This is a genomic window from Criibacterium bergeronii (assembly GCF_001693775.2).
GTDB lineage: Bacteria > Bacillota > Clostridia > Peptostreptococcales > Filifactoraceae > Peptoanaerobacter > Peptoanaerobacter bergeronii.
In genome coordinates this window covers 1-26,677 of the sequence record NZ_MBEW02000013.1, presented here as the reverse complement: position 1 = coordinate 26,677, position 26,677 = coordinate 1, and the positions used below count along the sequence as shown (strand labels likewise).

Annotated in this window: 25 protein-coding genes; 4 read left to right on the top strand and 21 right to left on the bottom strand. The window is 33.6% G+C overall.

Features of this window, described 5'->3' with window-relative positions:
- Positions 1-2 precede the first annotated feature (2 nt).
- From truB to BBG48_RS11000, 18 genes are all read right to left on the bottom strand, one after another.
- Complete coding sequence (gene truB, locus BBG48_RS06855; protein WP_068914084.1) at positions 3-878, bottom strand: tRNA pseudouridine(55) synthase TruB; 876 nt, start codon at positions 876-878, stop codon at positions 3-5.
- Entirely contained in the window at positions 871-1,836 is a 966-nt protein-coding gene (locus BBG48_RS06850; protein ID WP_068914083.1) for a DHH family phosphoesterase, read from the bottom strand. Before BBG48_RS06850 ends, truB begins: the two co-directional genes overlap by 8 nt.
- Positions 1,837-1,932: 96 nt before the next feature.
- Positions 1,933-2,358 carry a 30S ribosome-binding factor RbfA gene (gene rbfA / locus BBG48_RS06845; RefSeq protein WP_068914082.1) on the bottom strand — a complete coding sequence of 142 codons (426 nt, stop codon included), beginning with the start codon at positions 2,356-2,358 and terminating at the stop codon, positions 1,933-1,935.
- A 7-nt stretch (positions 2,359-2,365) separates the two neighbouring features.
- On the bottom strand, positions 2,366-4,654 hold the full coding sequence (gene infB / locus BBG48_RS06840) for a translation initiation factor IF-2 (RefSeq protein ID WP_068914081.1): 2,289 nt from the start codon (positions 4,652-4,654) through the stop codon (positions 2,366-2,368).
- On the bottom strand, positions 4,623-4,964 hold the full coding sequence (locus BBG48_RS06835) for a L7Ae/L30e/S12e/Gadd45 family ribosomal protein (RefSeq protein ID WP_068914080.1): 342 nt from the start codon (positions 4,962-4,964) through the stop codon (positions 4,623-4,625). The genes infB and BBG48_RS06835 overlap by 32 nt, the downstream gene beginning before the upstream one ends.
- Positions 4,957-5,226, bottom strand: coding sequence for an RNase P modulator RnpM (gene rnpM / locus BBG48_RS06830; RefSeq protein ID WP_068914079.1), 270 nt, complete (start codon positions 5,224-5,226; stop codon positions 4,957-4,959). Before rnpM ends, BBG48_RS06835 begins: the two co-directional genes overlap by 8 nt.
- Before the next feature lie 15 nt (positions 5,227-5,241).
- Entirely contained in the window at positions 5,242-6,384 is a 1,143-nt protein-coding gene (gene nusA / locus BBG48_RS06825) for a transcription termination factor NusA (protein ID WP_068914078.1), read from the bottom strand.
- Between the two features lie 99 nt (positions 6,385-6,483).
- Positions 6,484-6,945: a ribosome maturation factor RimP gene (locus tag BBG48_RS06820; protein WP_068914077.1), complete on the bottom strand. Its 462-nt coding sequence runs from the start codon at positions 6,943-6,945 to the stop codon at positions 6,484-6,486.
- A 168-nt stretch (positions 6,946-7,113) separates the two neighbouring features.
- Positions 7,114-9,741 carry a pyruvate, phosphate dikinase gene (gene ppdK / locus BBG48_RS06815; RefSeq protein WP_068914076.1) on the bottom strand — a complete coding sequence of 876 codons (2,628 nt, stop codon included), beginning with the start codon at positions 9,739-9,741 and terminating at the stop codon, positions 7,114-7,116.
- Positions 9,742-9,780: 39 nt separating this feature from the next.
- On the bottom strand, positions 9,781-10,608 hold the full coding sequence (locus BBG48_RS06810) for a pyruvate, water dikinase regulatory protein (protein ID WP_068914075.1): 828 nt from the start codon (positions 10,606-10,608) through the stop codon (positions 9,781-9,783).
- An 8-nt stretch (positions 10,609-10,616) separates the two neighbouring features.
- A complete protein-coding gene (locus tag BBG48_RS06805) occupies positions 10,617-11,042 on the bottom strand; it encodes a CBS domain-containing protein (RefSeq protein WP_068914074.1) in 426 nt (141 codons plus the stop codon).
- 259 nt (positions 11,043-11,301) lie between these two features.
- Entirely contained in the window at positions 11,302-12,636 is a 1,335-nt protein-coding gene (gene mtaB / locus BBG48_RS06800) for a tRNA (N(6)-L-threonylcarbamoyladenosine(37)-C(2))-methylthiotransferase MtaB (protein WP_068914073.1), read from the bottom strand.
- A gap of 103 nt (positions 12,637-12,739) precedes the next feature.
- The gene (locus BBG48_RS06795; RefSeq protein ID WP_158527914.1) at positions 12,740-14,545 is read right to left on the bottom strand and encodes a stalk domain-containing protein; all 1,806 of its coding nucleotides are present in this window, start codon (positions 14,543-14,545) and stop codon (positions 12,740-12,742) included.
- 31 nt (positions 14,546-14,576) lie between these two features.
- The gene (locus BBG48_RS06790; protein WP_068914071.1) at positions 14,577-15,305 is read right to left on the bottom strand and encodes an RsmE family RNA methyltransferase; all 729 of its coding nucleotides are present in this window, start codon (positions 15,303-15,305) and stop codon (positions 14,577-14,579) included.
- Between the two features lie 18 nt (positions 15,306-15,323).
- Complete coding sequence (locus BBG48_RS06785; RefSeq protein ID WP_068914070.1) at positions 15,324-16,511, bottom strand: pyridoxal phosphate-dependent aminotransferase; 1,188 nt, start codon at positions 16,509-16,511, stop codon at positions 15,324-15,326.
- 473 nt (positions 16,512-16,984) lie between these two features.
- Positions 16,985-18,457: a hypothetical protein gene (locus BBG48_RS06780; protein ID WP_068914069.1), complete on the bottom strand. Its 1,473-nt coding sequence runs from the start codon at positions 18,455-18,457 to the stop codon at positions 16,985-16,987.
- A gap of 145 nt (positions 18,458-18,602) precedes the next feature.
- On the bottom strand, positions 18,603-18,755 hold the full coding sequence (locus BBG48_RS11590) for a carcinine hydrolase/isopenicillin-N N-acyltransferase family protein (RefSeq protein ID WP_408608354.1): 153 nt from the start codon (positions 18,753-18,755) through the stop codon (positions 18,603-18,605).
- A 197-nt stretch (positions 18,756-18,952) separates the two neighbouring features.
- Positions 18,953-19,099: a hypothetical protein gene (locus BBG48_RS11000; protein WP_158527913.1), complete on the bottom strand. Its 147-nt coding sequence runs from the start codon at positions 19,097-19,099 to the stop codon at positions 18,953-18,955.
- 281 nt (positions 19,100-19,380) lie between these two features.
- Here BBG48_RS11000 and BBG48_RS06770 point away from each other — a divergent pair, with 281 nt between their 5' ends.
- From BBG48_RS06770 to BBG48_RS06755, 4 genes are all read left to right on the top strand, one after another.
- Complete coding sequence (locus tag BBG48_RS06770) at positions 19,381-20,622, top strand: glutamate-5-semialdehyde dehydrogenase (RefSeq protein WP_068914068.1); 1,242 nt, start codon at positions 19,381-19,383, stop codon at positions 20,620-20,622.
- A gap of 14 nt (positions 20,623-20,636) precedes the next feature.
- Positions 20,637-21,452: a glutamate 5-kinase gene (gene proB / locus BBG48_RS06765; protein WP_068914067.1), complete on the top strand. Its 816-nt coding sequence runs from the start codon at positions 20,637-20,639 to the stop codon at positions 21,450-21,452.
- An 8-nt stretch (positions 21,453-21,460) separates the two neighbouring features.
- Positions 21,461-22,270, top strand: a complete 810-nt coding sequence (gene proC / locus BBG48_RS06760; RefSeq protein WP_068914066.1) for a pyrroline-5-carboxylate reductase — start codon at positions 21,461-21,463, stop codon at positions 22,268-22,270.
- A gap of 356 nt (positions 22,271-22,626) precedes the next feature.
- Positions 22,627-23,118 (top strand): PTS system mannose/fructose/sorbose family transporter subunit IID, encoded by a 492-nt coding sequence (locus tag BBG48_RS06755; protein WP_308593690.1) that lies wholly within the window; start codon positions 22,627-22,629, stop codon positions 23,116-23,118.
- A gap of 120 nt (positions 23,119-23,238) precedes the next feature.
- Here BBG48_RS06755 and cysK read toward each other — a convergent pair whose 3' ends face one another.
- The 3 genes from cysK to BBG48_RS06740 form a co-directional block, all read right to left on the bottom strand.
- Positions 23,239-24,177: a cysteine synthase A gene (gene cysK, locus BBG48_RS06750; protein WP_068914064.1), complete on the bottom strand. Its 939-nt coding sequence runs from the start codon at positions 24,175-24,177 to the stop codon at positions 23,239-23,241.
- Between the two features lie 69 nt (positions 24,178-24,246).
- Positions 24,247-25,152 (bottom strand): serine O-acetyltransferase, encoded by a 906-nt coding sequence (locus BBG48_RS06745; protein WP_068914063.1) that lies wholly within the window; start codon positions 25,150-25,152, stop codon positions 24,247-24,249.
- Between the two features lie 191 nt (positions 25,153-25,343).
- Positions 25,344-26,456 (bottom strand): DUF362 domain-containing protein, encoded by a 1,113-nt coding sequence (locus tag BBG48_RS06740; protein ID WP_068914062.1) that lies wholly within the window; start codon positions 26,454-26,456, stop codon positions 25,344-25,346.
- Positions 26,457-26,677: the final 221 nt, after the last annotated feature.

Below are 26,677 nucleotides of genomic sequence, written 5' to 3'. Positions count from 1 at the left end.
TATTACCTGTATAAAAATACTTTATTTTTTAAATCTCCATCCACTAGCTGTGCAATGCTGACTAGATTATTTTTACTGTCATATACCTTGTAATATCCGGATTTTGAATAATCAAATTTTTTTAGATAAGTCACTGTAACTTTTAATCCATTGACAAATCTTTTTAGCATATAATCATCAAGTATTACTTTTTTAGCATCATTGATGTTTAATTCCTCAAGTGAAATTATATCTTCTTTTGTAATTTCGTCTATAAGCTTACTTTTTGTAATTTCAAAATCTCCAAGTCCTATTCTTATAAGCCAGCTAACATAGGCGTATGTGTCAAGCTTTTTTGCAATATCGTCTACAAGCACTCTGATATAAGTCCCCTTTGAGCAGGTGACATCAAATGTAACTTCCCCATCCTTGAAGTCTAATATTGTTATTTCTTTAATAAAAATATTTCTCTGAGGTATATCAGGTATTTCTTTACCACTTCTAGCAATATTGTAAAGCTTTTTCCCACCTACTTTAACTGCACTAAATTGGGAGGGTATCTGTGTGCTTTGACCAATAAATGAATTAAAAACCAAGCTTAATTCATCCATGGAAAAATCCGTCCTTGCTCCATCGTTTATTACCTTTCCGTAGGTGTCAGAGGAGTCAGTACGTTTGCCAAATACCATATTGCATCTATACTTTTTGTAGCTTGCTTGGAGTATTTCTGTCAACTTTGTAGCTTTACCTACAGTGAGTATCATTACCCCGGCTACATTCGGGTCCAGCGTGCCTGTATGACCTATTTTTTTTATGCCAAGTATTTTCCTTGCCCTTGCTACTGCATCATGAGATGTCATACCGGTAGGTTTTAAAATGTTTATTATACCATCACACATAATTTTTCACATAATCTAATACTAATTTTTTTGCATCTTCTATATTAATATCATTTATAGTAAAGCCTGCTGCTCTTATGTGTCCACCCCCGCCAAAGTGCTTGGCAATTTGGTTGCAATCAACTCTTTGTTTTGACCTTAATGAACCCTTTACTATATTTTTAGATTTTTCTTTTAAAAGTATACCTAGCTCTACACCTTGGATATTTAGTGTATTATTTACCAAGTCCTCAGTGTCCTTCATATCTATGCCAAATTCGGATAAAATGTCTTGTGTAAGTGTCATTACACAAATTTCGTCAAGTTTTTCCATTTCATTTAAGACAAGATTTGCCTCCATGCGTTTGTAGTTGTAATCATCACTTTGATAAATATTTTTTACCACATCTTGTTTTTTTGCATTTTTTGAAAGTAAATCCGCTGCCATATAAAATGAGCTTTGACTTGTGCAATCAAATTTAAAATGACCTGTATCTGTGGCAAGTCCTGTATAAAGAGCGGTTGCAACAATTTCATCGATTTTTGTTTCGTCTATTTTTTTCATAATTTGATAGACTATTTCGCAAGTCGATGAGGCTGTCTTAACCAAATAATTGACATCTCCAAAAAGCTCGTTGCTTTCGTGATGGTCAATACATCCGACTTTTACAGCATTATCCAAGATTTTTTTATCAATGCACACTCTGACTTTATTGCCACAATCAAGGACTACTATATTGTACGGTGCATCATTAAAAAGGTTTTGTACGTCTGAGCTTTTATATATTTTAACCTTTGATGTAATGTATGATAAGCTTTGGGGAGCATTATCGTCCAATACATGATATGCGTTTTTTCCAATATTTTGCAAAAATTTGCAAAGTGCTATACTCGACCCTATGTTATCTCCATCCGGAGCAACGTGACTGGTTATCAAAAAATTATCGTTGTTTATTAAATAGTCAATAATTTGCTGCATAATACCCCTTTGCAAGTATAATTAAAATATTAGAACATCAATATATTATAAATATATTAAATTATTCTTAAACAATTAAACCAAAATCCGATTTTATTATTTATCTAAGTTTTGATTTGTAGAAGTTTTTTCTTCTATATTTTTAGCTGCTTGTAGTTCTTTTTCCTCGTCATCATGATGGACTTTATTAATTTTTTCCATCATTTCAATAGCTGTCTTTATAGTATCGTCTCTTTCAAAAATAAGCTCAGGAGTATATCTTAATTTAACTCTCTTACCTATTTGTGAACGTATAAAGCCGGCTGACTTTTGAAGTGCAGCAACTATTTCATCCTTATTACCTCCAAGTACGCTCACATATACATAAGCGTACTTTAGGTCTGTAACTACTCTGACATCAACTATTGATATGAGTGAAGTCGTTTCGGTAATAACTGTATTTTTTATATGTCCTTCAATGAGCATCTGTGTAATTACTTTTTTGATTTCCTGCTCAATTCTTTGTGTTCTTTCAAATTTCATGTCAAACCTATCTTTCTATTTCTTGCATTTCATAAGACTCGATAACGTCTTGTTCCTTTATGTCATTGAATTTTTCAAGAGTTATACCACATTCAAAGCCTTGTGCAACTTCTTTGGCATCGTCTTTAAATCTCTTTAGTGAGCTTATTTCTCCATCATATATAACTATGCCGTTTCTTATAAGTCTTGCACTTGAATTCCTCTTGATTTTTCCTGATACAACGTAACTACCTGCGATAGTGCCTATGCCTGATGCCTTGAAGGTTTGTCTTACTTCTGCCTGTCCTATTACTACTTCTTTAAATTCAGGGTCTAGCATACCCTTCATGGCTTTTTCGATATCTTCTATTAGTTCATAGATTATTCTATATGTTCTGATATTTACTTGCTCTCTATCTGACAACGCTATAACTGACGCGGAAGGTCTTACGTTGAAGCCAATTACTATTGCATTTGATGCGGATGCAAGCATTACGTCTGAGTCTGTGATTGCTCCGACACTGCCATGGATTACGCTGACTTTAACTTCCTCTGATGAAACTTTTTCTAATGATTGTTTTATTGCCTCTAATGAGCCTTGAACGTCTGCTTTTAAAACAATCTTTAATTCTTTTATTTCACCCTTTTGCATCTTATCAAATACATCTTCAAGTGTTATTTTTGATGATGCCTCAAGTCTTTCGTCTCTGCTCTTAATTCTTCTTTTTTCAACAATGGCTTTTGCTGCTTTATCGCTTTGCATTACGATAAATCTATCTCCAGCCATTGGCACTTCATCAAGACCTAATATTTCTACTGGTGTTGATGGTGGTGCTTTTTTAACTCTTTTGCCTTTATCATTTATCAAGGCTCTGATTTTACCATAGGCAGTACCGGCTATTACCGGGTCTCCTACTTTTAGTGTACCATTTGAAACTATAACTGTTGCAACAGGTCCTCTTCCTTTATCCAAGTTAGACTCTACTACTGTACCAACGGCTGGTCTATTTGGATTTGCTTTTAGTTCTTCCATTTCAGCAACTAATAGTATCATTTCAAGCAACTTGTCTATGTTTTGGTTCTTTTTTGCAGATATTGGCACGTCTATAATATCTCCGCCCCATTCTTCTACAAGCAGTCCATTATCAGAAAGCTCTTGTCTAACTCTTTCTATATTTGCCGCCTCTTTATCTATTTTATTTATAGCTACTATTATAGGTACGCCTGCTGCTTTTGCATGGGAAATAGCCTCTATTGTCTGTGGTTTTATACCATCGTCTGCCGCTACAACTAGTATCGCTATATCTGTAACCTGCGCTCCCCTCATTCTCATTTGAGTGAAAGCCTCGTGTCCTGGGGTATCAAGAAATACTACTTTTTTGTTGTTTACATAGACTTCATATGCACCTATGTGCTGAGTAATGCCGCCTGCCTCTCCTGCGGTTACTTTTGTATTTCTTATCGCATCAAGTAAAGAGGTTTTACCATGGTCAACGTGTCCCATTACTGTTACGATTGGAGGTCTTGGTAATAAATCTTCTTCTAAGTCGTCTTTAATTACAACGTCTTCTTTTTCTTCTTCTTTTTGTAATGGCTCAACTAGCTTATCAAATTCAAAGGCAATTTTTTCTGCTGTTTCATATTTGATATGCTGATTTATATTCGCCATTATACCCATTTTCATAAGGCTCATTATAACTTGTGTGGCAGGCACACCTATTTGACTGGCAAATTCACCTACTAAAACAGTTTCGTCAAGTTGTACTATTTCTGTTTGTTCTGTTTCTACTTCTTCGTTTTTACTCTTGCCTTTGTTATTATGTTTTTGTTCTTCTCCATGATGTTCTTGCTGCGATGATGGTTGCTGTTTTTCTACAAACTTTTGTGCTGATTTTTGATTTTGTGAGTGCTCGTTAGTATTACTCTTAGCTGTATTTTTTTGATGATGTTCTTGCTTTGGCTTATGCTCTGTATGCTTTGTTTCTACTGCTTCAGGTTTTTGGTCTAAAGTTTTATTATTTTCATGTGTATGTTTTTTAGTATGCTCTTTTGCCTTATGAACAGCTTGTTGTGCATTATGTTTTTCAGGTGCTTTATCATAAGTCTTTGATGACCTTTTATCCTTTTGTGATGGTTTTATATTGTTTGTTTGAACTTTTTCTTCTTGGAGCATTTCCACAATTGCTTCTGCCTCTTCTTCTGTAAATGTGGCAAGTGGACTAGATACTGTGTAATCTAATTCAGCTAATCTCTCTATAAGTTCTTTGCTTGATATTCCTAATTCATCAGCTATTGCATATATCCTCTTTTTCTTCAATAGCATTACCTCCCATTTCTTTTTTTATACCTAGAGCAAAGTTTTTATCTTTCAACGCTATGCTCATACAATATTCTCTACCAATTGCTTTACCTAGTTCATATCTGTCTAAATCCATACAAACAGGTATATGTCTATAATTTGACTTGTCTAATAATCTTTTTGATGTATTTTGTGAGGCATCGCTGGCTATAAAAACTATTTTTGCTTTGCCAAATTTTATTGTTTCTAATACTGCATTTTCTCCAAGGGATAATTTTCCACTTTTCATTGCAAATCCAAGTAATGTTTGAATTTTTGCTTTATTCATTTGCAGTGCACTCGCTTTTTATCTTTTCATATACTTCTTGGTCTACCTTGATTTTAAAGGCTCTATCAAGACCTTTAGTTTTGATTAGCTTGTCAATACATTCCTTATCTTCATGCACATAAGCTCCCCTGCCATTGGCTTTATAGGTAGGGTCCAAAAATATTTCTCCATCTTTATTTTTCACTATTCTTATAAGATTTTTTTTCTCACCACTTTCATGGCATACTATACATTTTCTGATAGGTACCTTTTTTTGTTTCATTTGTTGCTCTTTCTCCTAATCTTGAGTAACTTCTTTTTCTGTTTGCTCTTGCATTTCCTCGTCTTGTGGTATTTCTGATGACGTTTCGTTTTGAGCATTACTTTCTGATTTTATGTCAATCTTATAATTAGTAAGCTTGGCTGCTAATCTAACATTTTGTCCTTCTCTACCTATTGCAAGGGAAAGTTTGTCATCCGGTACTATTACATTTGCGATTTTTTCGTCTTCTAAAATTGTCACGCTGGTAACTTTTGCCGGTAACAGTGCCGCTGTGATGTATTTTACCTTGTCATCACTGTACTCAATTATATCTATTTTTTCATCATTTATTTCATCAACAATATTTCTAACTCTTTGTCCTTTTGCTCCTATGCAAGCTCCTACTGGGTCTACATCTTTCATGTTACTTTTTACTGCCATCTTTGTCCTAGAACCAGCTTCTCTAGCTATGCTAACCAGCTCTACTGTACCATCATAAATTTCCGGCACCTCAAGCTCAAATAATCTTCTTACAAAATCTTGATGTACTCTTGAAAGGACTACTTGTGCTTTATTGTTATTTCTTTTTACTTCACTGATATAACATTTTAGCCTTTGTCCGATTTTATAGCTGTCTGTGCTCATTTGCTCAGATACCGGTAAAATTCCTTCAGATAAAATTGTCAGGTCATTGTCACCTATTATAGATATATCAATATAAACTGTACCCCTAGACATTCTAGAGACTGTACCGGTAATTATTTCTCCCTCTTTTTGTTTAAACTGGTCATATTGGATGTCTTTTTCAGCCTCTTTAATTTTTTGTACTACTATTTGTCTAGCAGCCTGAGTAGCTATACGTCCAAAGTTGGCTGGGATTTTTTCTTCTTCAATGGTATCTCCAACCTTGTATTGTTTGCCGTAGAAATCTCTTGCATACTCAAGAGTTACTTCGTTTTCGGCGATATCCTCTGTTTCATCGTCTACTACCAAGAGGTGATTTATAGCTTTAATTTCACCGGTCTTTTCGTCTATCTTAACTACAACATCATCACTACTTCCGTAATTTTTTTTGTAAGCGTTAAGTATTGCCTGCTCCACCGCTTCGATTAAAACTTGTTTTTTTATTCCCTTTTCTTTTTCAATTTGTTCTAGAGCTTTTAAAAACTCTGCGTTCATTAATTTTCCTCCTAAATCGTACTTACCTGCTTTATTACTTTATATATTAAATTAAAGTCAAATAAAATTTTTAATTCCGGCTTTAATTTCTATAACTGATTAAAAATCAAAATCCTGAAGATTTATTTTTGCTATATCCTTTTTTTCTATTGTATGGGATTTTCCATCTATATTTATTAATAGATTTTTATCTTCGTCTAAGCCTTCTAATACTCCGGTAAACTCCTTACCCAACTCTGATTTTTTGTAAAGCTTAACTAAGATTTTTTTACCTTTTTCTCTTATAAAATCTTTTTCTTTTTTTAGCTCTCTGTCTAAGCCGGGTGATGATACTTCTAAATAATAAGCATCCGGAATAATATCCGCCTCATCAAGCTTATCGTCTAGGGCTCTGCTTAGTGCCTCACAATCATCAAGACTTACTCCACCTTCTTTATCTATTAATATTCTTAAATAATACTCACCATTTTCTTTTACATAATCTACGTCAACCAGCTCAAGCTCTTTTGAGATATATTTTTCTACTAATTCTTGAGCACGCTGTTCTACTTTTTTGCTCATAAATTCCTCCCTTTTTACATAATTAATCAGTTTTATGTAAAAACAAAGAGTGGGAATTGACCCACTCTTGAATAGTCTTATATTTTGTCTTAGATTATTATATCAGATTATTAGCAAAAAATCAATTTTTTTAGATAATTTTATACATATGATAATTGACAAAAAATTTTATTTGCTTTCTTTTACTACCGCTTGTGCTGCAGCTAATCTTGCGATTGGTACTCTAAATGGTGAGCAAGATACATAGTTTAGTCCTAGCTTGTGGCAGAATTCTACTGTCGCAGGGTCTCCACCATGCTCTCCGCATATACCAAGAATGATGTCAGGGCGAGTTTGTTTACCATAATCTACCGCCATCTTCATAAGCTTACCTATGCCTTCTTGGTCTATTGTTTCAAATGGTTTAAAATCAAAAATATTTTTTGATTCGTAGTCTGCTAAGAATTTACTGGAGTCATCTCTTGAAAATCCAAATCCCATCTGAGTTAAATCATTTGTACCAAAGCTGAAGAATTCTGCCTCTTTTGCTATTTCATCAGCTGTTATTGCCGCTCTTGGCACTTCTATCATTGTACCTATTAGGTAATCTATTTTTTCGCCTTTTTCTTCAAATACTTTGTTTATTTCATCAACCATTTGTTTTTTTACATATTTTAACTCATTTACATGACCAACAAGTGGTACCATTATTTCAGGTTTTAATACCGGATATTGTTTTTTAACCTCCAATGCTGCCTCTATTATAGCTCTTGCCTGCATTCTTGATATTTCAGGATATGTTATGCCAAGTCTGCAACCTCTGTGCCCAAGCATTGGGTTAAATTCTGCTAGTTCTAACACTCTATCTCTAACATCGTCATAGGATATTCCCATTGACTCTCCGATAGCTTTAAGGTCTTTTTCTTCTTTTGGTAAGAATTCATGTAGAGGAGGGTCAAGTAATCTTATAACTACCGGTCTACCTTCCATAGCTTGATAAATGCCTATGAAATCTTCTTTTTGCATTGGTAAGATTTCTGCCAAGGCTTTTTTGCGTTCGTCAACGGATTTTGATAAAATCATACGTCTAACTGCCGGAATTCTTTTTTCATCAAAGAACATATGTTCTGTTCTGCAAAGTCCTATACCTTCTGCTCCAAATTTTACAGCTTGTTTAGCATCTCTTGGTGTATCAGCATTAGTATATACACCTAGTTTTTTGATTTCATTTACATAGTCCATAAACTGTCCAAAGTCACCAGTTAGTTCAGGTTCAGCTTTTGCTACTTCGCCATCATAAACTGAACCAGTAGAACCATCAAGAGATAAAACATCGCCTTGTTTGTAAACTTTTTCACCAATCCTCATAGTTTTTGATATTTCGTCAACTCTTGCCTCGCTACAGCCGGCTACGCAGCATTTACCCATACCTCTGGCTACTACAGCAGCGTGAGATGTCATACCGCCTCTTGCTGTAAGTATGCCTTCAGCAGATATCATACCTTCGATATCTTCAGGAGATGTTTCTTGTCTTACTAATAATACTTTTTGTCCTGATTTTGCAGCTGCAACTGCATCTTCGGCATTAAAATATATTTTACCTGAGCCTGCTCCAGGTGACGCAGGTAAACCTTTAGCTACAGAAACTGCTTTTTTAAGAGCATCTGCTTTAAATGCCGGGTGAAGTAACTGGTCAAGTTGTTTTGGTTCAACTCTCATTATCGCTTCTTTTTTATCGATTAGTCCTTCTTTTACTTGGTCTACAGCAACTTTTACTGCTGCTTCAGCTGTTCTTTTACCATTTCTTGTCTGTAAAAAGAATAGTCTTCCTTCTTCGATAGTAAACTCTATATCTTGCATATCGTGATAGTGATTTTCCAGTGTGTGAGTTGCCTCAACAAATTGATTGTAAGCATCTTCGTTTATTTCTTTTAATTTATCAATGCTTTCCGGAGTTCTTATACCTGCAACAACGTCTTCGCCTTGTGCATTCATAAGGAATTCTCCGAATAATTTATTTTCGCCTGTAGCCGGATTTCTAGTAAATGCAACTCCTGTACCTGATGTTGCTCCTTTGTTGCCAAATACCATTGATTGTACGTTTACTGCTGTACCTAGGCTATCAGAAATATTATTTAATTTTCTGTATACTTTTGCCCTGTTGTTGTTCCAAGAAGAAAATACTGCTTCAACTGCTTTTTGTAGCTGCACTTTTGGTTCTTGTGGGAAGTCCTCTTTCATTTCTTCTTTGTATACTTTTTTGAATTGTTCAACTAAATTTTTTAAGTCCTCTGCATTCAAATCTGTATCATTTTTGACGCCTTTTTCTTCCTTCATGCCATCAAGTTTTGCATCAAACAGTGCTTTAGGTATCCCTATAGCAACGTCAGAGAACATTTGGATAAATCTACGATAGGAATCATACGCAAATCTTTCGTTGTTTGTAGTTCTTGCTAAGCCTTTTACTGTTTCATCATTTAGCCCAAGATTAAGAATGGTATCCATCATACCTGGCATTGAAATTGCAGCACCTGACCTAACTGAAAACAGTAGTGGGTCTTGAGGGTCGGAGAATTTTTTGCCTTGAAGTTTTTCAACATTTTCTAAATGCTTGTCGATTTCTAATAAGAGGTCAGGCCAAAGTTTTTTATCCTCATCATAAAATCTTAGACAAGCTTCAGTAGAGATTGTAAAGCCTTGAGGTACCGGAAGTCCAATGTTTGTCATCTCAGCTAGGTTTGCACCTTTTCCGCCAAGTAGGCTTCTCATATTCATGTCGCCTTCATTAAAATCATAAACATACTTTTTTTCTGACATTTTTTTCCTCCTGATAATAATATTTTAACTTTAAATTTGTTAATCGTTATAAATTTTTACCCCACTCTTTTTAAGGTAAGTAATGATTAGCTCTGCAGTTTCTTCTATTGCCTTATTTTCAACATTGATTATTGGGCAACCAATTTTTCTCATTATACCTTCTGCAAAATCAATTTCTTCTAAAATTCTCGACATATCCGCATATTTTGAGCCGTTTGGAAGTCCCAAGGCGTTAAGTCTTTCAACTCTGATATGGTTTAATTTTTCCGGTGAATTTGTAAGTCCAACAATTTTTTTACTTGAGATTTCAAACAATTCCTTTGGTACAGATGCTTCCGGCACCAGTGGAATGTTTGCAACCTTTATATTTTTATTAGCAAGGTACATTGAAAGCGGTGTTTTCGATGTCCTCGATATACCTATTATTACTAAATCTGCTTGTAAAACTCCTCTATTGTCTTTGCCATCATCATATTTAACGGCAAATTCCATTGACTCAACTCTTTTAAAGTATAAATCGTTTAGCTGTCTAAGCATTCCCGGTTTTTCTAATGGTTCTAGCTTTGTAAGCTTTGTAATACTGTTTGTAATTGGTGAAAGCAAGTCTATTGCTATAATTTTGTTTTTCTCAGCAAATTCCTTAACTGAATTTATTAGTTCTTCCGATACTATCGTATACAATACCACAACAGTCTGTCTACTCAGTACGTCTTCAAATATTTCATGCAATTCCTCATCCGACTTTACATGAGAAAATTTACGAATTTTATAATCAAGTGTCTCAAATTGAGCTACAGCAGCCTTGCATATATGTTCGGCTGTGTTTCCCAAGGAGTCTGATAAAATGAAAATATCTAAGCTATTCATATTTTCTCCTAAGAATAAAACATTTCTAAGTATAATCTAGTTACAATGCTTTCACAAAATACGCCTACTACCTTTAGTCCTTCAGGCAGCTCCTCGACCACCGGTAAAAAACCTACATCATTTTGTATAAGCTTTCCTGTTGCAATCGCAATGTTAACATCAGATTTAACATACAATACGTTTGGCATTTTTGTCATAATGTCTGATACTTGACCTTGTGTGCCTACTTTGTCAATCACCAAATTTTTTATCAGGTCTTTTTTTGTTACTACTCCTGCCAATAAATCGTCCTTGGTAAGTATGAAAAATTCCACATTCTCAGTAAACATAGTGTTTACTATATAGGATATGGAGCTTGCTGCATCAAATGTTCTAGCAACCATCATTACGTCGTCTACTGTTTGATAGTTGGGGTGAAATTCTGCAACGTACAATATAATCCCTTCTTTCCTAAAGATGACATTATTTCTATAAATTAAATTATTTTATAGGTGTTTATTGTTACAGGCTATATATTAATACAGTGATATATGTAAAGCTTGGAATTAAATCCAAGCTAATGATTTAAATTTTTGATTGCATATATAAAATATGAAATCAATTTCCTTAGAAACATAATATATTTTTTTGCTATAAAAGTCAAGGAATTGCACATCAATTTAATAATTTAAAGAGGTTTTACAAAAAATCGGTCTATTTTTTACAAATGAGCCGGTCGTCAATTTTTTCATATATTAACACATTTTGTAATATACCTGATAAATCTTGTTCGGTTTTCATATACAGCTTCACATAATTTTTTGTATGCCCTTCAAAATATTCTCCAGCTCTTTGCTCAAATAGTACCTGCTCAATTTTTCCAATCATATTGTTTTCAAAAGAGTCTCTATTTTGCTCATCAAGCTTTTTTAATATTTCAACTCTTGTATGCTTAATCTGCTCAGGTATCTGATTTGGCATATCGTGGGCTTTAGTGCCTGAACGTCTTGAAAATGGGAAGATGTGCATTTGGTATAATTTTATTTTTTTAAGATAGTCAAAGGTCTTATTAAATTCTTCTTCAGTTTCTCCGGGGAAACCTACTATCACATCTGTGGTTATGGCTGGATTGTCAAAATATTTTCTAATTTTATTAACTGACTCTTCATATTCCTCTGTGGTGTAGCGTCTATTCATCCTAGAAAGTGTTTCATCGCATCCACTTTGCAATGAAAGGTGAAAATGTGGGCAAAACTTTTCTATTTTTGTCAATTTTTCTAAAAAATTATCTGTGATTATTACCGGCTCAAGCGAACCTATTCTAATTCTTTTTATGCCGTCATTTTGTGCTATGCTTTCTATGACGTCAAGTAAATAATTTTCGTTGATATCATTTACATTTTCTTGCTCTTTAAGACTTTTTAATCTAAAATCTTTTCCGTAAGATGCAACGTGTATGCCTGTTAAAACTACTTCTTTATAATCATTTTTTGATAATTCTTCTATTTCTTTGAGTATGTCATCTTTTCTTCTACTTCTTACCTTGCCTCTTGTATATGGTATGATGCAGTATGAGCAATATCTGTCGCAACCGTCTTGTATTTTTAAAAAGGCTCTTTGGTTTTTGCTATGAGCCTTGGTGTCTAGGTTTTCAAACTCATTTTCGTCTTTTAAGCTGTTTACTTTTATGACTTTATCTGTTAGTTTAAGCTTTTTTACCTCTTGCAAAATTCCTTTTTTATTGCTTGTTCCCATCACAAGATTTACGTCCTCTATTTTAGCTACTTCATCCGGTGATATCTGACTATAGCAACCTATGACTACTACTAGGGAATTTTTATTTTGTTTTTTTGCACGTCTGATAATCTGTCTTGATTTTTTATCTGACATGGCTGTGACTGTGCAGGTGTTAATTATATACACATCAGCTTTTTCATCAAAATCTGTAAGTGTAAATCCATCTTCTATAAAAACTTCTTCAACTGCGTTGGTCTCATACTGATTGACCTTGCAGCCTAATGTATATGTGGCAAATGTCTTGTTTTGCATTTTTCTCCTAATCAAATAATCAAAATTATTTTAAAAAACTCTTAATACCAAAAAATCAAAATGGTTTTAAGAGTTTTTGTTTTATTTATACCTCGTTTTACCTTTACTTATTTTTATATGTTTCTTCTAGGCTGTTGTATATAGCTTTTTTCTGAGATATTGGGAGTGCATCGTAACTTCTAGCCTCGTCTATTATTTCAGATGTATATGCTCCACTTGATAAAGAACGCACTAAACTACCATCACTTGATAAATAAATTCTAAGTTTGCCTTCATATACCAAAAATCCAACGCTTGATGGTTCTTTTTGGTAAATATAGCTATTGTCTTTGTTTTGCATCAGCTCGTTGTACCAAGCTATGTTTTCTTCAACGTTATATAGTGAATTTGTTGAGTTATTTGAAACAGATGGAGTATTTTGAGTTTCGGCTTGCTTTTGTTGCTCTGCTAATTTCTCAGTTTCAGCTTGCTTTTGTTGCTCTTGTTTTCTTTGCTCCTCTAGCTTTTTAAAGCTTTCTTCTTCTTGTTTTAACTCTTCGGCTTTTCTCCTTGCTTCAGCATCTCTTTGTCTGTATAGTCTTTTTTTCTCATCAAGTGATAAGGCTTTATACTTTGCAAAGAAATCTTGTGCATAATTAGTATCTGACCTGAAGTGCACTTCGTAGTCAAAGGTACCATCACTTCTTAAATATATACTAGGGTCTTTGCCACATACGTCCATACGTCCACCATAAGGCACATTTTGATTGTAGACGCTTGTCGCTTTCTCGCTTTGTAATTCATTGTACCAAGCTTTGTTTTCAGTTTGCTGCTGTTCTTTTTGCTGATTAGTATCTTGTTTTTGTTCAGGCTTTTGTATTGGCTGAGCTTGGCTTGGTTTTTTATTGTTACCGGGTGTCCTAGTCACTACTGTGCCATTTTCGTACTCATCCCATGTATATTTAGGCATATCATTTAAATCTAAGTGCATTGATGGTAATACGGAGCAAGCTCCATAATCTCCTTCAAATTCAAAGGTCGCAAACCCATAACCTGCATTTGATGAAAAATTATGCAGCATATGTGCATTATGTCCGGGAGATTTTTTCCATTGGTTAAAGATTGCATCTTCTGTTGTGTTACCTGCGGCAAGATTTTCTCCGCCTTGTCCAATAAATTTTTCAGGACTACCATCAAGTCTTGAGTGAGAAAGTCCTAGACCTTTTTTAAGCCTTATAGCTGTTTCTATACATCTAACCTTTGCGTATTCGTCCATTTCTTTTGAATGTTTTACCTGAGAAAGTCCTTTTGATACTCTGTATTCATTCATTATTTCTATGAATTTATCTGAGTTGGATATGAATTTTCCTTTTATAGTTTCTCCTGTAATCGCTGTATATTCTTTATAATCCGCATTTTTAGGAACTTGGTTTATTTTCTTAGTGTTTTGTGCATTGTTAGCTACATTATTTACATTATTCTTACTATTTCCACTGCCTATAATAACTGACCTTGTGGAGCTATCCCACTGCACATCTCTATCAAAAGCCTCAGCGATAACTCTAAACGGAACCATTGTCCTGCCTGATGCTATTTCCGCAGGTGCATCTAAATTATAAGAGTTGCCGTTTTTGTAATAAATATATTGGTTAACTGGGAAAACCAAATTAACTCCTGTGGATGGCATCTGTACTATTGCCTGCCTGATATTTGGGTCCCAATTCACTTCAGCTCCAAGATTTTCAGAAATTACTCTTAGAGGCACCATGGTTCTACTATTTTTAATATAAGGTGCTACGTCTGAGTAAACTCTCGTGGCGTCTATCATCAGTGATATATTATTAGCAGCAGAGATATCACCTGTTTTTGCCAAAAGCATTGTCGCTGAAATCAATAATAAGCTAAGAACTTTTTTGCCATTTCTTTTCATTTCAAACCTCTGATTAAAAAAATTAATACTATTAAAAATTTTCATCATATTCGTGTATAAAAATTGCTGACGCAATCAGTCCTGCTGTTTCTGTACGAAGTATCCTGTTTCCTAGGCTTAATATTTCTAAATTTGCTTGTTTTAATTTTTCTATTTCGCTGTCATCAATTCCGCCTTCAGGACCGATTACTATGCCTAGGGATTTAACTGATGGAAACTGCTTTACATAATCTTTTATGCCTTTATTTTGTTCATTTTCATAAAAAACGACATTTTGTTGATTACTTTTCATGGTTTCCAGCATTTCGTCAAAGTTCATTGGATACTCAAGCTCCGGAATTATAAGCCTTTTTGACTGCATTGCCGCCTCTTTAATTATTGCGGCATATCTTTGCATTTTTGATGGATTTATTTCGTCTTTTACACATCTCGTCATTTTAACAGGTACTATTTTTTTTACTCCAATTTCTGTAAGTTTTTGTATTACATATTCCATCCTTGTACCTTTTGGTATGCCTTGGTATACTGTTATGTCAATACTTGTTTCTCTTTTTATGTCAAGCTTTTCTTCTATTGTTAGCTCAACGCAATCAGAATTTACAGTCTTGATTTTCATGATGTATTCTTCACCAAGTAAGTCCACTACCTCTACTAGCTCTCCGGCTCTTATTCGTAGCACATTTTTTAAATGGGAGATGTCCGTTTTATCTATTATTTTATTTATAGCATCTGCTTGTTCTTTTAAAAAAAATCTGTTCATATTTTTTCTCTTTTTATATTATAGGCTCTTAGCGTAGGCTTTAAGCTTATTTAGACCTTCCATGATTTCTTGTTCGCTAGCTGCGTAGCTTAGTCTTATATAATCTTCCTTGTAAAATCCACTTCCCGGCACAAAGGCTACTTTTTGTTTTTCTAAAATATCTTTGCAGAAAAATGCAGAGTAAGAGCCTTCAAATTTTATTTTGTCTTTAAGTGGTTCAATATTTATAAATGCGTAAAAAGCTCCCTGTGGCTTAACTATATCAAGTAGTCCCCATTTTTCAAAGTAGTCTACTATCATATCACGTCTTTTTTTGTACTGCTCAGCCATCATTTTTGTGTCTTCTTCACATTCTTTTAAGACTGATATTGCTGCCTGCTGAGATATTGTGCAAGCATGAGCTGTTGTATTTGATTGTATTGAGCCTATAGTTTTTCCCAGCTCTACTGTCGGTGCACAACAGTAGCCTACTCGCCAGCCGGTCATAGCTCCTGATTTACTAAGTCCGTTTACTACGATTGTGTTTTCAAATATTTCTTGACTAAGTGAGGCTGCACTTACAAAGTCAAAGTCATAGCACATTTTTTCGTAAATTTCATCGCTTAAAATTACTATGTCTTTTTTTGTCAAATAATCACACAATGCCATAAGCTCGTCTTTTGAAAAAACTGCACCGGTTGGATTATTAGGGTTTGTAATTATTGCCATTCTTGTCTTGTCAGTTATATATTTTTTAGCATCTTCCACTGTCATTTTAAATGAATTTTCTTTTTTTGTTTCCACAAAAACCGGCACTGCCCCAATCAATTTGGCCATCTCAGGATAACTAACCCAGCATGGTGTAGGGATAAGCACTTCATCGCCCGGATTTATACAGGTAAGCATAGAATTTAATAACGCTTGTTTTGCACCATTTGCTACTACTATTTGCTCAGGTGTATAGGTGAGGTCATGGTCCTTTTTCATCTTTTCAGCTATGGCTTTTTTTAGCTCCATGTTTCCGCTGGCTAAGTCATATCTTGTAATATTATTTTCTATTGCATCAATTGCTCTTTGCTTTGCCTTTTGTGGCGTATTAAAATCCGGCTCGCCCAAAGTCAGATTTGTGATTTTTTGCCCCTCTGCTTTCATTTGTTTTACCATTGCACCAAGCTGCAAGGTTATAGCCGGAGTTACGTTCTTAGCTTTTTCAGAAATAGGTATCATGTTTCCTCCTCGTGTTTAAAAGATATAAATTTTAAAAAGTTAGCTACAATTATATATTATTTTTAGTAGTTTTACAATTGCACGAAATATAAATTATTATTTGTTTTGTTGTAAATTTTTATTTTTGTGATATAATAAAAAGAGAAAAGTAAACCTTATCGGTTTGCTCCTACAGTCAATTTTTAAAATTTAAAAACCGTTGTAGTGCGAATACAGCGGTTTTTTTCTGCTTACTTTTTCTTTTCTTGAAAAAGGGCAATGATTTGTAGCATCAATTCTACTAGCATTATAACTGTTGTTATAACTTCATATTTTGACATACAACTCACCCCCAATCTTTTTTAGATTGGAGCAAACCTACTGTATTACTTTTCTCTTGGGCAATATTATATCATAAAATCTTTCCATTTAAAGTAATTAGTTAAAAAGCCTGCTCAATTATTATAAAATTGGCAGGCTTTTTTGATTTCTATTTATTTTTCTTTATCTTTTAAAAACTTTTCAGCTCTATTCAAAAATTCTTTTATTACTTTTATTCTTGCATATTTTTTATCGTTGCCCTCTACTAATATCCATGGAGCATATTGAACATTTGTGCGGTCTATCATTTCATTTTCCGCCTCTAGATATTTATCCCATTTGTCTCTATTTCTCCAGTCCTCTTCAGTGATTTTATACTGCTTGTCAACGTCATTTTCTCTGTCTTGAAATCTTTCAAGCTGTATGTCTTTATCAATTACTACGAAATACTTTAATATTAAACCTCCATGTTCATAAAATTGTTTTTCCATGTCAAGCATCTCGCCATAAGCTCTTTCCCATTCATTGTCAGATGCAAAGCCTTCTACTCTTTCAACCATTACTCTGCCATACCATGACCTGGAGAAAATCCCCATTTTGCCATCTTGGGGCATCCTATTGTAAAATCTCCAAAGATAGTTTCTAGCATTTTCCGATTCATCAGGTGCTGATATGGCGTGTACTGTGTAAAGTCTTGGGTCTACATATCTTATTAGTCTAGCTATTGCTCCGTCCTTGCCCGCCGCATCCATTCCTTCAAATACTAGCATTGTAGGGATATTTTCCTTGTGAAATCTTACTACAGTAGAGGCGACTTCTTTTTCCAAATCTTTTAATATTGCATCATATTCTTTATCGGATAATTTTTTTGTCAAATCCAAATCATTTAATGGTTTATTTTTCGCCTTATAATCTCTTTGGAACCTTACTCCATTTTCTCTGTGGGTCGATACTCGTTCTATGCCTTTTTCAATTTCTTCTAATGCAATCCCAAGTGTTTCTTTTGAGGCGTATTTTTCGTCTTCTGCATTTATTACGTGCCATTTAGCATAATCAGTATTTGTTTTTTCTATAATCTTTGAAAATTGAGCCTTGTAGGTATCATAATTTTTATTTTGCTCTTTATCATACATATCTATATAAAACGACTTTAAATCAGAGTTTTCCAGCGCCTCCATTCTAGATTTTTGTTCTTTTTGTGATACGTCAAGAAAATATTTTATTACCACTGTTTTGTCATCGTATAAAGCTTTTTCAAATGAATTAATAAATTCTATCTTTGTTTTTAACTCAGATTTACCCATTTCCAAATCGTTCATCAGGTCATAGTAAAAACTCCTGTCAAATATTTTCAAGTAGCCTTTTCTTGGTATTTTAATCCAAAAATCTCTTAAAAACGGGTATTTTCTTTCTTCGTCACTTTGATTGTTGAATACATCTACGTCAACAAATTTTCTGTTTAATTCTCTAACCAAATCATTTATCACATAGCCTCTGCCTGATGACTCCCAGCCTTCTACTATTATTAGTACCGGTATTTTAAGGCTTTCACAAATTCTTTGCATTCTCGCTAATCTAACACCAAGCTCAGACACTTTGAAGTCTTGATATTTCTCTTTTTCATAAGTGATTTTCTCATCTAACATTTAGCTACCTCCATATTAAACGATTGTGACGTTATTTGTTTATTTATTCCCAAAATTTGATAATATAAAAGTGTTATTTATTTTTTTATTCGTTAGTAAAGCAGGTATTCACTTAAGCTTTAGAAAATAAACTAACGTTACCGATTTATTCTATTTCCATCTGTTCTGAAGTAAAATGATTAGTTCGATATAATTGCCCTCTTGAAATTTGCTCAAAATATTTTTCTCTAGAATTTAATTCTGCTAATAAGATATCTCCATTTGAGTCCGCAATTATAATATTTTGTGATGAACCAATCTCAATTTCTCAATATTTCTATTAAAATCACTATCTCTCGCTAAAAATACACCTTTGTCATTGCTTATGCCTATACAAGAACAGTAATTATCAAATGTAAAAACGTACATTGATGATAAAAAAGCAAAAACATCCTCAAAATTTTCTCTTAATCCATCAGAAAACCCTTGTATTTCATATATAATCTCAGGATAATATTATATTTCATAGACATTATTTGCATAACTTAATTTTTCATCATTAACTAATTTATGTAAATCTATATTTTTACCATGAGAATAGAGTATGTCACCATACTTATATCCAGACTCTTTGTGACTTCCTCTCCATCTTGAATGATACATTCTGCACCTCCCAACATATAAAGTATCTAATAATAAAAAATTTATGTCAATAATCATTTTTGTTAAAATTATGCTATTATTTTTTATATTATTACTAGCTAATAGCAATAAATTATTAGTTATATTTTAATTTCAATATAAAAATTTAATAAAAAAATAATTTTCATTTTTGTTTGAAATTCTACTAAATTAGTGATTTTAATTATTTTAAAAATGTAGTATAATTTATAAAATTACATTCAAATAATTTCTAATCTTTGAGTATTGAATTCGAGGTAAAAATGGGATATTTAAACAAATATGAAAAGCAAATAAAAAAAGCTCAAGAAGTTTTGGCAACTTCAAATACTCTTCAAAAAAATAAAGCTCTAAAATTAGTTGCAAAAGCTCTTGAAAAAAATAAAGCTAAAATTGTAGCAGCTAACAAAATAGATATGGAGGATGCCGAAAAATCAGGTATGTCTAAAGGACTTTTAGACAGATTATACCTTGATGAAAAAAGAATTGACGGCATGATAGAGTCTATACAAACTATTATCTCCCTGCCTGACCCCATAGGCAAATCCGACTATACCGACACTTTGCCTAACGGTTTAAGATTAACTAGAATAACTGTACCAATTGGTATAATCGCAATAATATATGAGTCAAGACCGAATGTCACCGTAGATGCCTTTGCTCTAGCACTTAAATCCGGAAATGCAGTGATACTTAGAGGCTCATCAAACTCATTAAATTCAAATATTGCTATAGAAAATGCAATCATTGATGGCTTAGAAAAATCCGACATACCAACAGATGTAATCCATCTAGTTAAGGATACCGACAGAGACATCGTAAATGAAATAATAACATCAAATTATCTAGTAGACTTAGCAATACCAAGAGGCGGACATAGCCTAATACAAAGAGTAATAAAAGAGGCAACAATACCGACACTTCAAACAGGCGAAGGAAATAATCACGTCTATGTAGACGAAACAGCAGACCTTGATATGGCACTAAAAATAATAAAAAATGCAAAACTACAAAGAGTAGGCGTATGCAACGCAATAGAAAAAATCCTAGTCCATAAATCCGTAGCTGATGAGCTGCTCAAAAAACTCCAAAACGATACAAAAGACCAGCTTGAAATAAGGACAGATGAAAAAGCAAATAAAATCCTCCCAGATACAAAACAAATCCAAGAAGAAGAATGGGGTTTTGAATACCTTGACTACATTCTTGGTGTAAAAATAGTAGAAAATATTGACGATGCCATAGCCCACATAAACACCTACGGCACAAAACATTCTGAGGCAATAGTTACTAAGGATATCAACAATGCTTTATTATTCCAAAACAAAGTTGATGCAGCAGCAGTATATGTCAATGCCTCCACTAGATTTACAGACGGAGGAGAATTTGGTTTTGGCGGAGAAATGGGCATTTCCACACAAAAAATTCATGCAAGAGGTCCAATCGGCTTAAACGAATTGGTATCTAAAAAATATATTATTATTGGCAACGGACAAATAAGATAAATTGAGAGGCAAAAATGGAAAATAATACAGAAAAAAAATCAAAACAAGAATTAATCAATTCTGCCAAAAAAATTGTAATCAAAATCGGTTCTTCCACACTTACCAGTAAAGATGGCAAGGTTGATACAGAATTTTTGACTAATCTAAGAGACCAAGTAAAAGAGCTTATTGATATGGATAAAAAAGTTGTAATAGTATCCTCCGGTGCAAGGATGGCTGGAGTTTCTTCCATCAATAAGTGGTCAAGAAAAGAGGACATCAACTACAAGCAGGCACTTTGTGCAATAGGACAAGTAGAGCTGATGGGAGAATACAGAAGAATATTTTTGCAAGAAAATCTTCATGTCGCACAAATATTGCTCACAAAGGATGATTTAAAAGACCAAAAAAGAAATCTTAACATAAGAAACACCTTATTTACACTGATAGACGAAGGAGTAATACCGGTAATAAATGAAAACGACACCGTCAGCGTAGAAGAGATAAAAATCGGCGATAACGATATGCTGTCTGCCCATGTATCAGTCCTTTGGGGGGCAGATTTAGACATATTATTATCAGATATAGACGGCATATATGACAAAAACCCACATCAGTTTGAAGATGCTGTTTTATTTGACGATATCAATGACATTGTAAGCTTTGAAAGCAAAATTAGCATAGGTGAAAAAGGCTCATTCGGAACTGGCGGAATGCAAACAAAAATCGATGCAGCTAAAAAAGTTACTCAGTATGGCTGCAATCTAGTAATAACCAACGGAAAACATAAAGATGCAATAATAAATATTTTTAAAGGAACATCAAATTATACTTTAGTTAGAGGACTTTAGGAGTAAAGATGAAAAAAATAGGGATTATAGGCTCAGGTAATATGGGCAGTGCAATACTTTCAGGTATAATAAAATCAAATTTATACAAAAAAAACGAAATACTAATATCCGATAAAGACGAGAATTCATTAAAAAAAATAAAAGAACAATTTGACATTGATACCACGACAGATAATTTAGAAATAGCCAAAAATAGTGAGCTAATATTATTTGCAGTTAAACCTAATATAATAAAAAAGGTTTTAAATGAAATAAAAAATGCTGTTAATAAAAACCAAATTTTTGTTTCCATAGCAGTAGGTATAAAATTAGAAGATTTAATAGCTTCCCTTGGCTCAGAGGAATTAAAAATCGCAAGAGTAATGCCAAACACCCCTGCCCTTGTTGGCGAAGGAATGTCGGTAATAGCCTTTGGCAAAAATTTCAACGAAGAAGAAAAAAAATCAGTAGAAAATATTTTTGCAGCCGTAGGTAAAGTCATGACAATGGACGAAAGCTACCTTGATGCAGTAGGAGCTGTAAGCAGCAGCTCTCCTGCGTTTATATTTATGTTTATTGAGTCACTTGCAGATGCAGGAGTATTAGGAGGACTAAAAAGAGCTGACGCATACGAATTGGCAGCACAAACTATCCTAGGCAGTGCAAAATTATATTTGGACACAAAAACTCACCCAGCAGCACTAAAAGATGCGGTATGCTCCCCAGCAGGCACAACTATAGAGGGCGTAAAAGTGCTTGAAGAAAAAGGCTTTAGAGCCTCTGTAATAGATGCAGTAGACGCAGTAATAGAAAAATCTAAAAAGATTGCTGGAAAATAAAATATTTTTATATCATTTAAATTTAGATTTTTCTTTTTAACTATCCAAGAAAATAATCTAATGAAACTTGATTGCAATAAATTATAATTGTACTAAAATACAGCTATGGATTTTACAAAAATCTTATAGCTGTTTTTATTTTTATAATTTATACTAAATTACTTTGAAAATTGTAGCATACATATTAAAAAGAAATTTTCTCCTGTCTTTGGTTCTACTGCTGCGTACACATATATGTATTGTCTTATGTGATGGCATGGCACTGTTGGTCGGATTTACTCGTTACACCAACAATACTTTGGTTTGTTTATTCGTCCAAATCCTGCTTTGTCTTGAAACATTAGTCTTACTCTTTTATTAAAGATGAAAAATTTGAAACAATTAATTGTATTAAGCTAGGTCTATTTGGACCAATCGCAGGTATAGGTTATGCGTTATTTTGGTTTACAATCCTACCAATCGTTGCAGGTATCACATCTTCTCTTGCAATGGAGGGTAATGCTTTAGGTCCAATTATATTTTTCATTGTATATTTGGTAATATTCTTATGTAGAATACCTCTAGCAAATTTAGGTTACAAGTTAGGAGTTAAAGCTCTTGACTTTACCAATGAACAATCCGCAAAGATTTCAAGAGCTGCAACTATTCTCGGTGTGACTGTTATAGGCGGTCTTATTGCCAGCTACGTTAACATAGATGTCCTTTCTGAAATTACGACTGCTGCTGGTAATGTAGTAAAAATTCAAAGTGATTTGTTAGACAAAATAATTCCTAATTTTCTACCTGTTGTTTACACATTTTTAATGTATTACCTTTTGAAAAAAAAAATGCTAATCCAACAGTTTTAATTGGTGTTACATTTGTATTAGCTATTGTTTTTTCAGCACTAGGAATATTATAACAAAAATTTTAAAAGAGCCATGGAAAATAAATTCCACGGCTCTTTTTGTAATTCATTTTATAATTTTTTATTCTTCTGCAAATAATGGTGTAGATAAATATCTATCGCCTGAGTCAGGTAATATTACTACTATATTTTTGCCGGCATTTTCAGGTCTTTGAGCCAACTGAGTTGCTGCTTTTAGGGCTGCTCCTCCGGAAATACCTGTTAGAATTCCTTCTTTGTGAGAGAAGTCTCTGCCTTCTTTAAAGGCATCATCATTTTCTACTGTGATTATTTCATCATATACACTTGTGTCAAGTACCTCAGGTATAAATCCTGCACCTATGCCCTGTATTTTGTGAGAACCCGGTTGTCCTCCTGATAATACTGCACTATCTTTTGGTTCTACTGCTACTACTTTGATACTTGGATTTTTTTCTTTTAAAAATTTTCCTGTACCTGTAAGTGTGCCACCTGTACCAACAGTAGCTACAAAAATATCTATTTTTCCGTCCATCTGCTCCCATATTTCCGGTCCTGTAGTTTTTTTATGAGCTGCCGGATTTGCCGTGTTTACAAATTGCCCTAAAACAATAGAATTTTCTGTTTCTTTTTGGATTTCTTCAGCTTTTGCTATAGCACCTTTCATGCCTTTTGTACCTTCTGTCAAAACAAGCTGAGCTCCGTATGCCTTTAGCATATTACGTCTTTCTACACTCATCGTATCAGGTAATGTAAGGATTGCCTTGTAGCCTTTTGCTGCTGCTACCATTGCTAAGCCTATTCCAGTATTACCGCTTGTTGGCTCTATGATTGTGCCGCCTTGTTTTAATTTTCCGCTTTTTTCTGCGTCTTCAATCATTGATAGAGCTACTCTGTCTTTTACTGAGCCTGCCGGATTTAAATATTCAAGTTTTACAAATATTTTTCCTGCATTTTCTCCTAGATTTTCTGTATATCTATGGCTTTCAAGTATTGGTGTTTTACCTACTAATTCTAGTGCACTTTGTTTAATATCTGACATAATTTCACCTTTTTATTATAAATAGTTTAACATTAATTAACATTTGTCAATAGCTACAATAAATGTTTGCTAAGCTTTATAATTTTTACACACCTGAGTTAAATTAATTTCAGGTATATTGCTTGACACTTTTGAATTTTCCGGTACTGACTCTGTCACGAAAGTATTACCTGCAATTACAGAATTTTTACCTATAATCGTATTTCCGCCAAGTATGGTTGCATTGGCATATATCACTACATAATCTTCAATGGTAGGGTGTCTTTTTATACCTGACAGTGCCTGCCCTTTCATTGTAGATAATGCACCTAGTGTAACCCCTTGATATATTTTTACATGGTCTCCGATTATTGTTGTTTCTCCAATTACAATACCTGTGCCATGGTCTATGGCTATATATTCACCTATTTGAGCACCTGGATTTATGTCTATTCCTGTCTTGCTATGAGCGTGCTCTGTCATTATTCTTGGAATATAAGGAACATCTAATTTATACAAAATATGTGCCAATCTGTATACAAATAGTGCATAAATTCCTGGGTAAGAAAATATTACATCTTCCTTGCTCCCTGCGGCAGGGTCTCCATCCAACATAGCCTCAACATCTTTAAAAATCGTATTTTGTATTCTTGGGATTTGCTCTATAAACTGTGATGCTATTTTTTCTGCCTCACTGTCTATATTTGTTAAATTTTCACCTCTTTTTGCAAACATGAAAGCTACTCTGATTTGTTTGAATAGTTTTTCATATACATTTGACAAAACAAGAGAGGCAAAGTGGTTTAGATTTATATATGCCGTATTTTCACTACCGAAAAAACCGGGGAAAATTATTCTCCTTGACTCATTTATTATATCTATAACTTCTGACCTTTTAGGGAATTTTTGACCTATTTCTATTTCAAAAATCCCTTGTTTTTTGTAGTTTTCTTCCAGTTGATTGGCTACAACTGCAATTTGACCTTTAATATCCATTTTTACTCCCAAGTTAAAGTTATTTTTTTTATATACCCAAATATTATATATACATTCTTTTAGTATAAAATTTATTAAAAAATCATAATGATTGAAAACGCATTAGTTGTAATATTAAGTAGTTATTATTTAAAGCTCTAGTAAAGGTAGTACATGCCTTTTGCTAGAGCTTTTATATAAAATTTATATCATTATATTTGTACTAATTCATATTTAATTTCTCCGACACCAATTTTTTCTGCATGGGTTAAGCAGCTCATCCAATCTGTGTCGGGGAAGATATTTTTGAAATGGTCATGTAAATCCCGTTTACTTTCACCCAGTGCACTGTTTGGTATAGGGGTCGCCTTATTTACCAAATCTGCACACGCCATGTCAAGTGCTACCGGGTCAAAGAAGGCAAGCATACCGATATCCGGCACTATTGCCGCATCATTTTCTGCATGACAATCACAATATGGTGATACATTATTGATAATATTTATATGAAAGCTTGGTCTATTTTGTAATACTGCTAGAGAGTATTCTGCCATTTTTTCATTTAGTAAAAGGTTGCTGCTGTCATTTTTTGGTGAAATAGCATCAAAGTTACAGCTACCTATACATCGTCCGCAGCCTACGCATTTATCTTGATTAATTTCAGCCTTTTTCTCAGGTGCAGGAAAAGAAATCGCACCAAAGGCACAATTTTTAAAGCACATTCTACATCGCACACAATATTTTGTTTTTACTACAGGCTTGCCTGAATAGTGCATCTCCATTTTACCGGCTCTTGAGCCACAACCCATGCCTATATTTTTTATAGCTCCGCCAAATCCGGCAGACTCATGTCCTTTAAAGTGATTTAAAGAAATAACTATATCTGCATCCATTACAGCTGTACCTATTTTAGCCTCTTTGATATGCTTGATATTTTCTCCTGATATTTTTACATAAGTTTCGTCTGTGCCTTTTAGCCCGTCTGCTATTATCATTTGACAGCCTGTAGATAATGGACTGAATCCATTTTCCTGAGCAGACTCTAAATGTTCTAGTGCATTTTTACGTCTACCTACATAAAGTGTGTTACAATCAGTCAAAAACGGATTGCCTCCAAGTGCTTTTACTTCGTCTGCTACCACCTTGGCAAAATTCGGTCTTAAAAATGCTAAATTTCCCGGCTCTCCAAAGTGTATTTTTATGGCTGCAAATTTTTTATTGAAATCTATATCTTCAATCCCTGCTTTTTTTATGAGTCTTAATAGCTTTTGGGGGACATTTTCATTGAGCGATGTTCTAAAATCAGTAAAATAGACCTTTGACATTTATTCCTCCCATTGATGCCTATGTGTTTAAATTTTATAAATAAAACTTTTTCCAATATTTGAGTTAAATTATATCATATAAATTTATTTTATGCCTTAGTTTTTATCTTTCAAGCTAATTTTATTAAACTTATAAAATTATATAAAAATTAGTTGTAAAATGAAGTTGAACCTATAAAAAAATAATCCAAAGTGATCCTTTTTGTTGTAAAATGTAATCA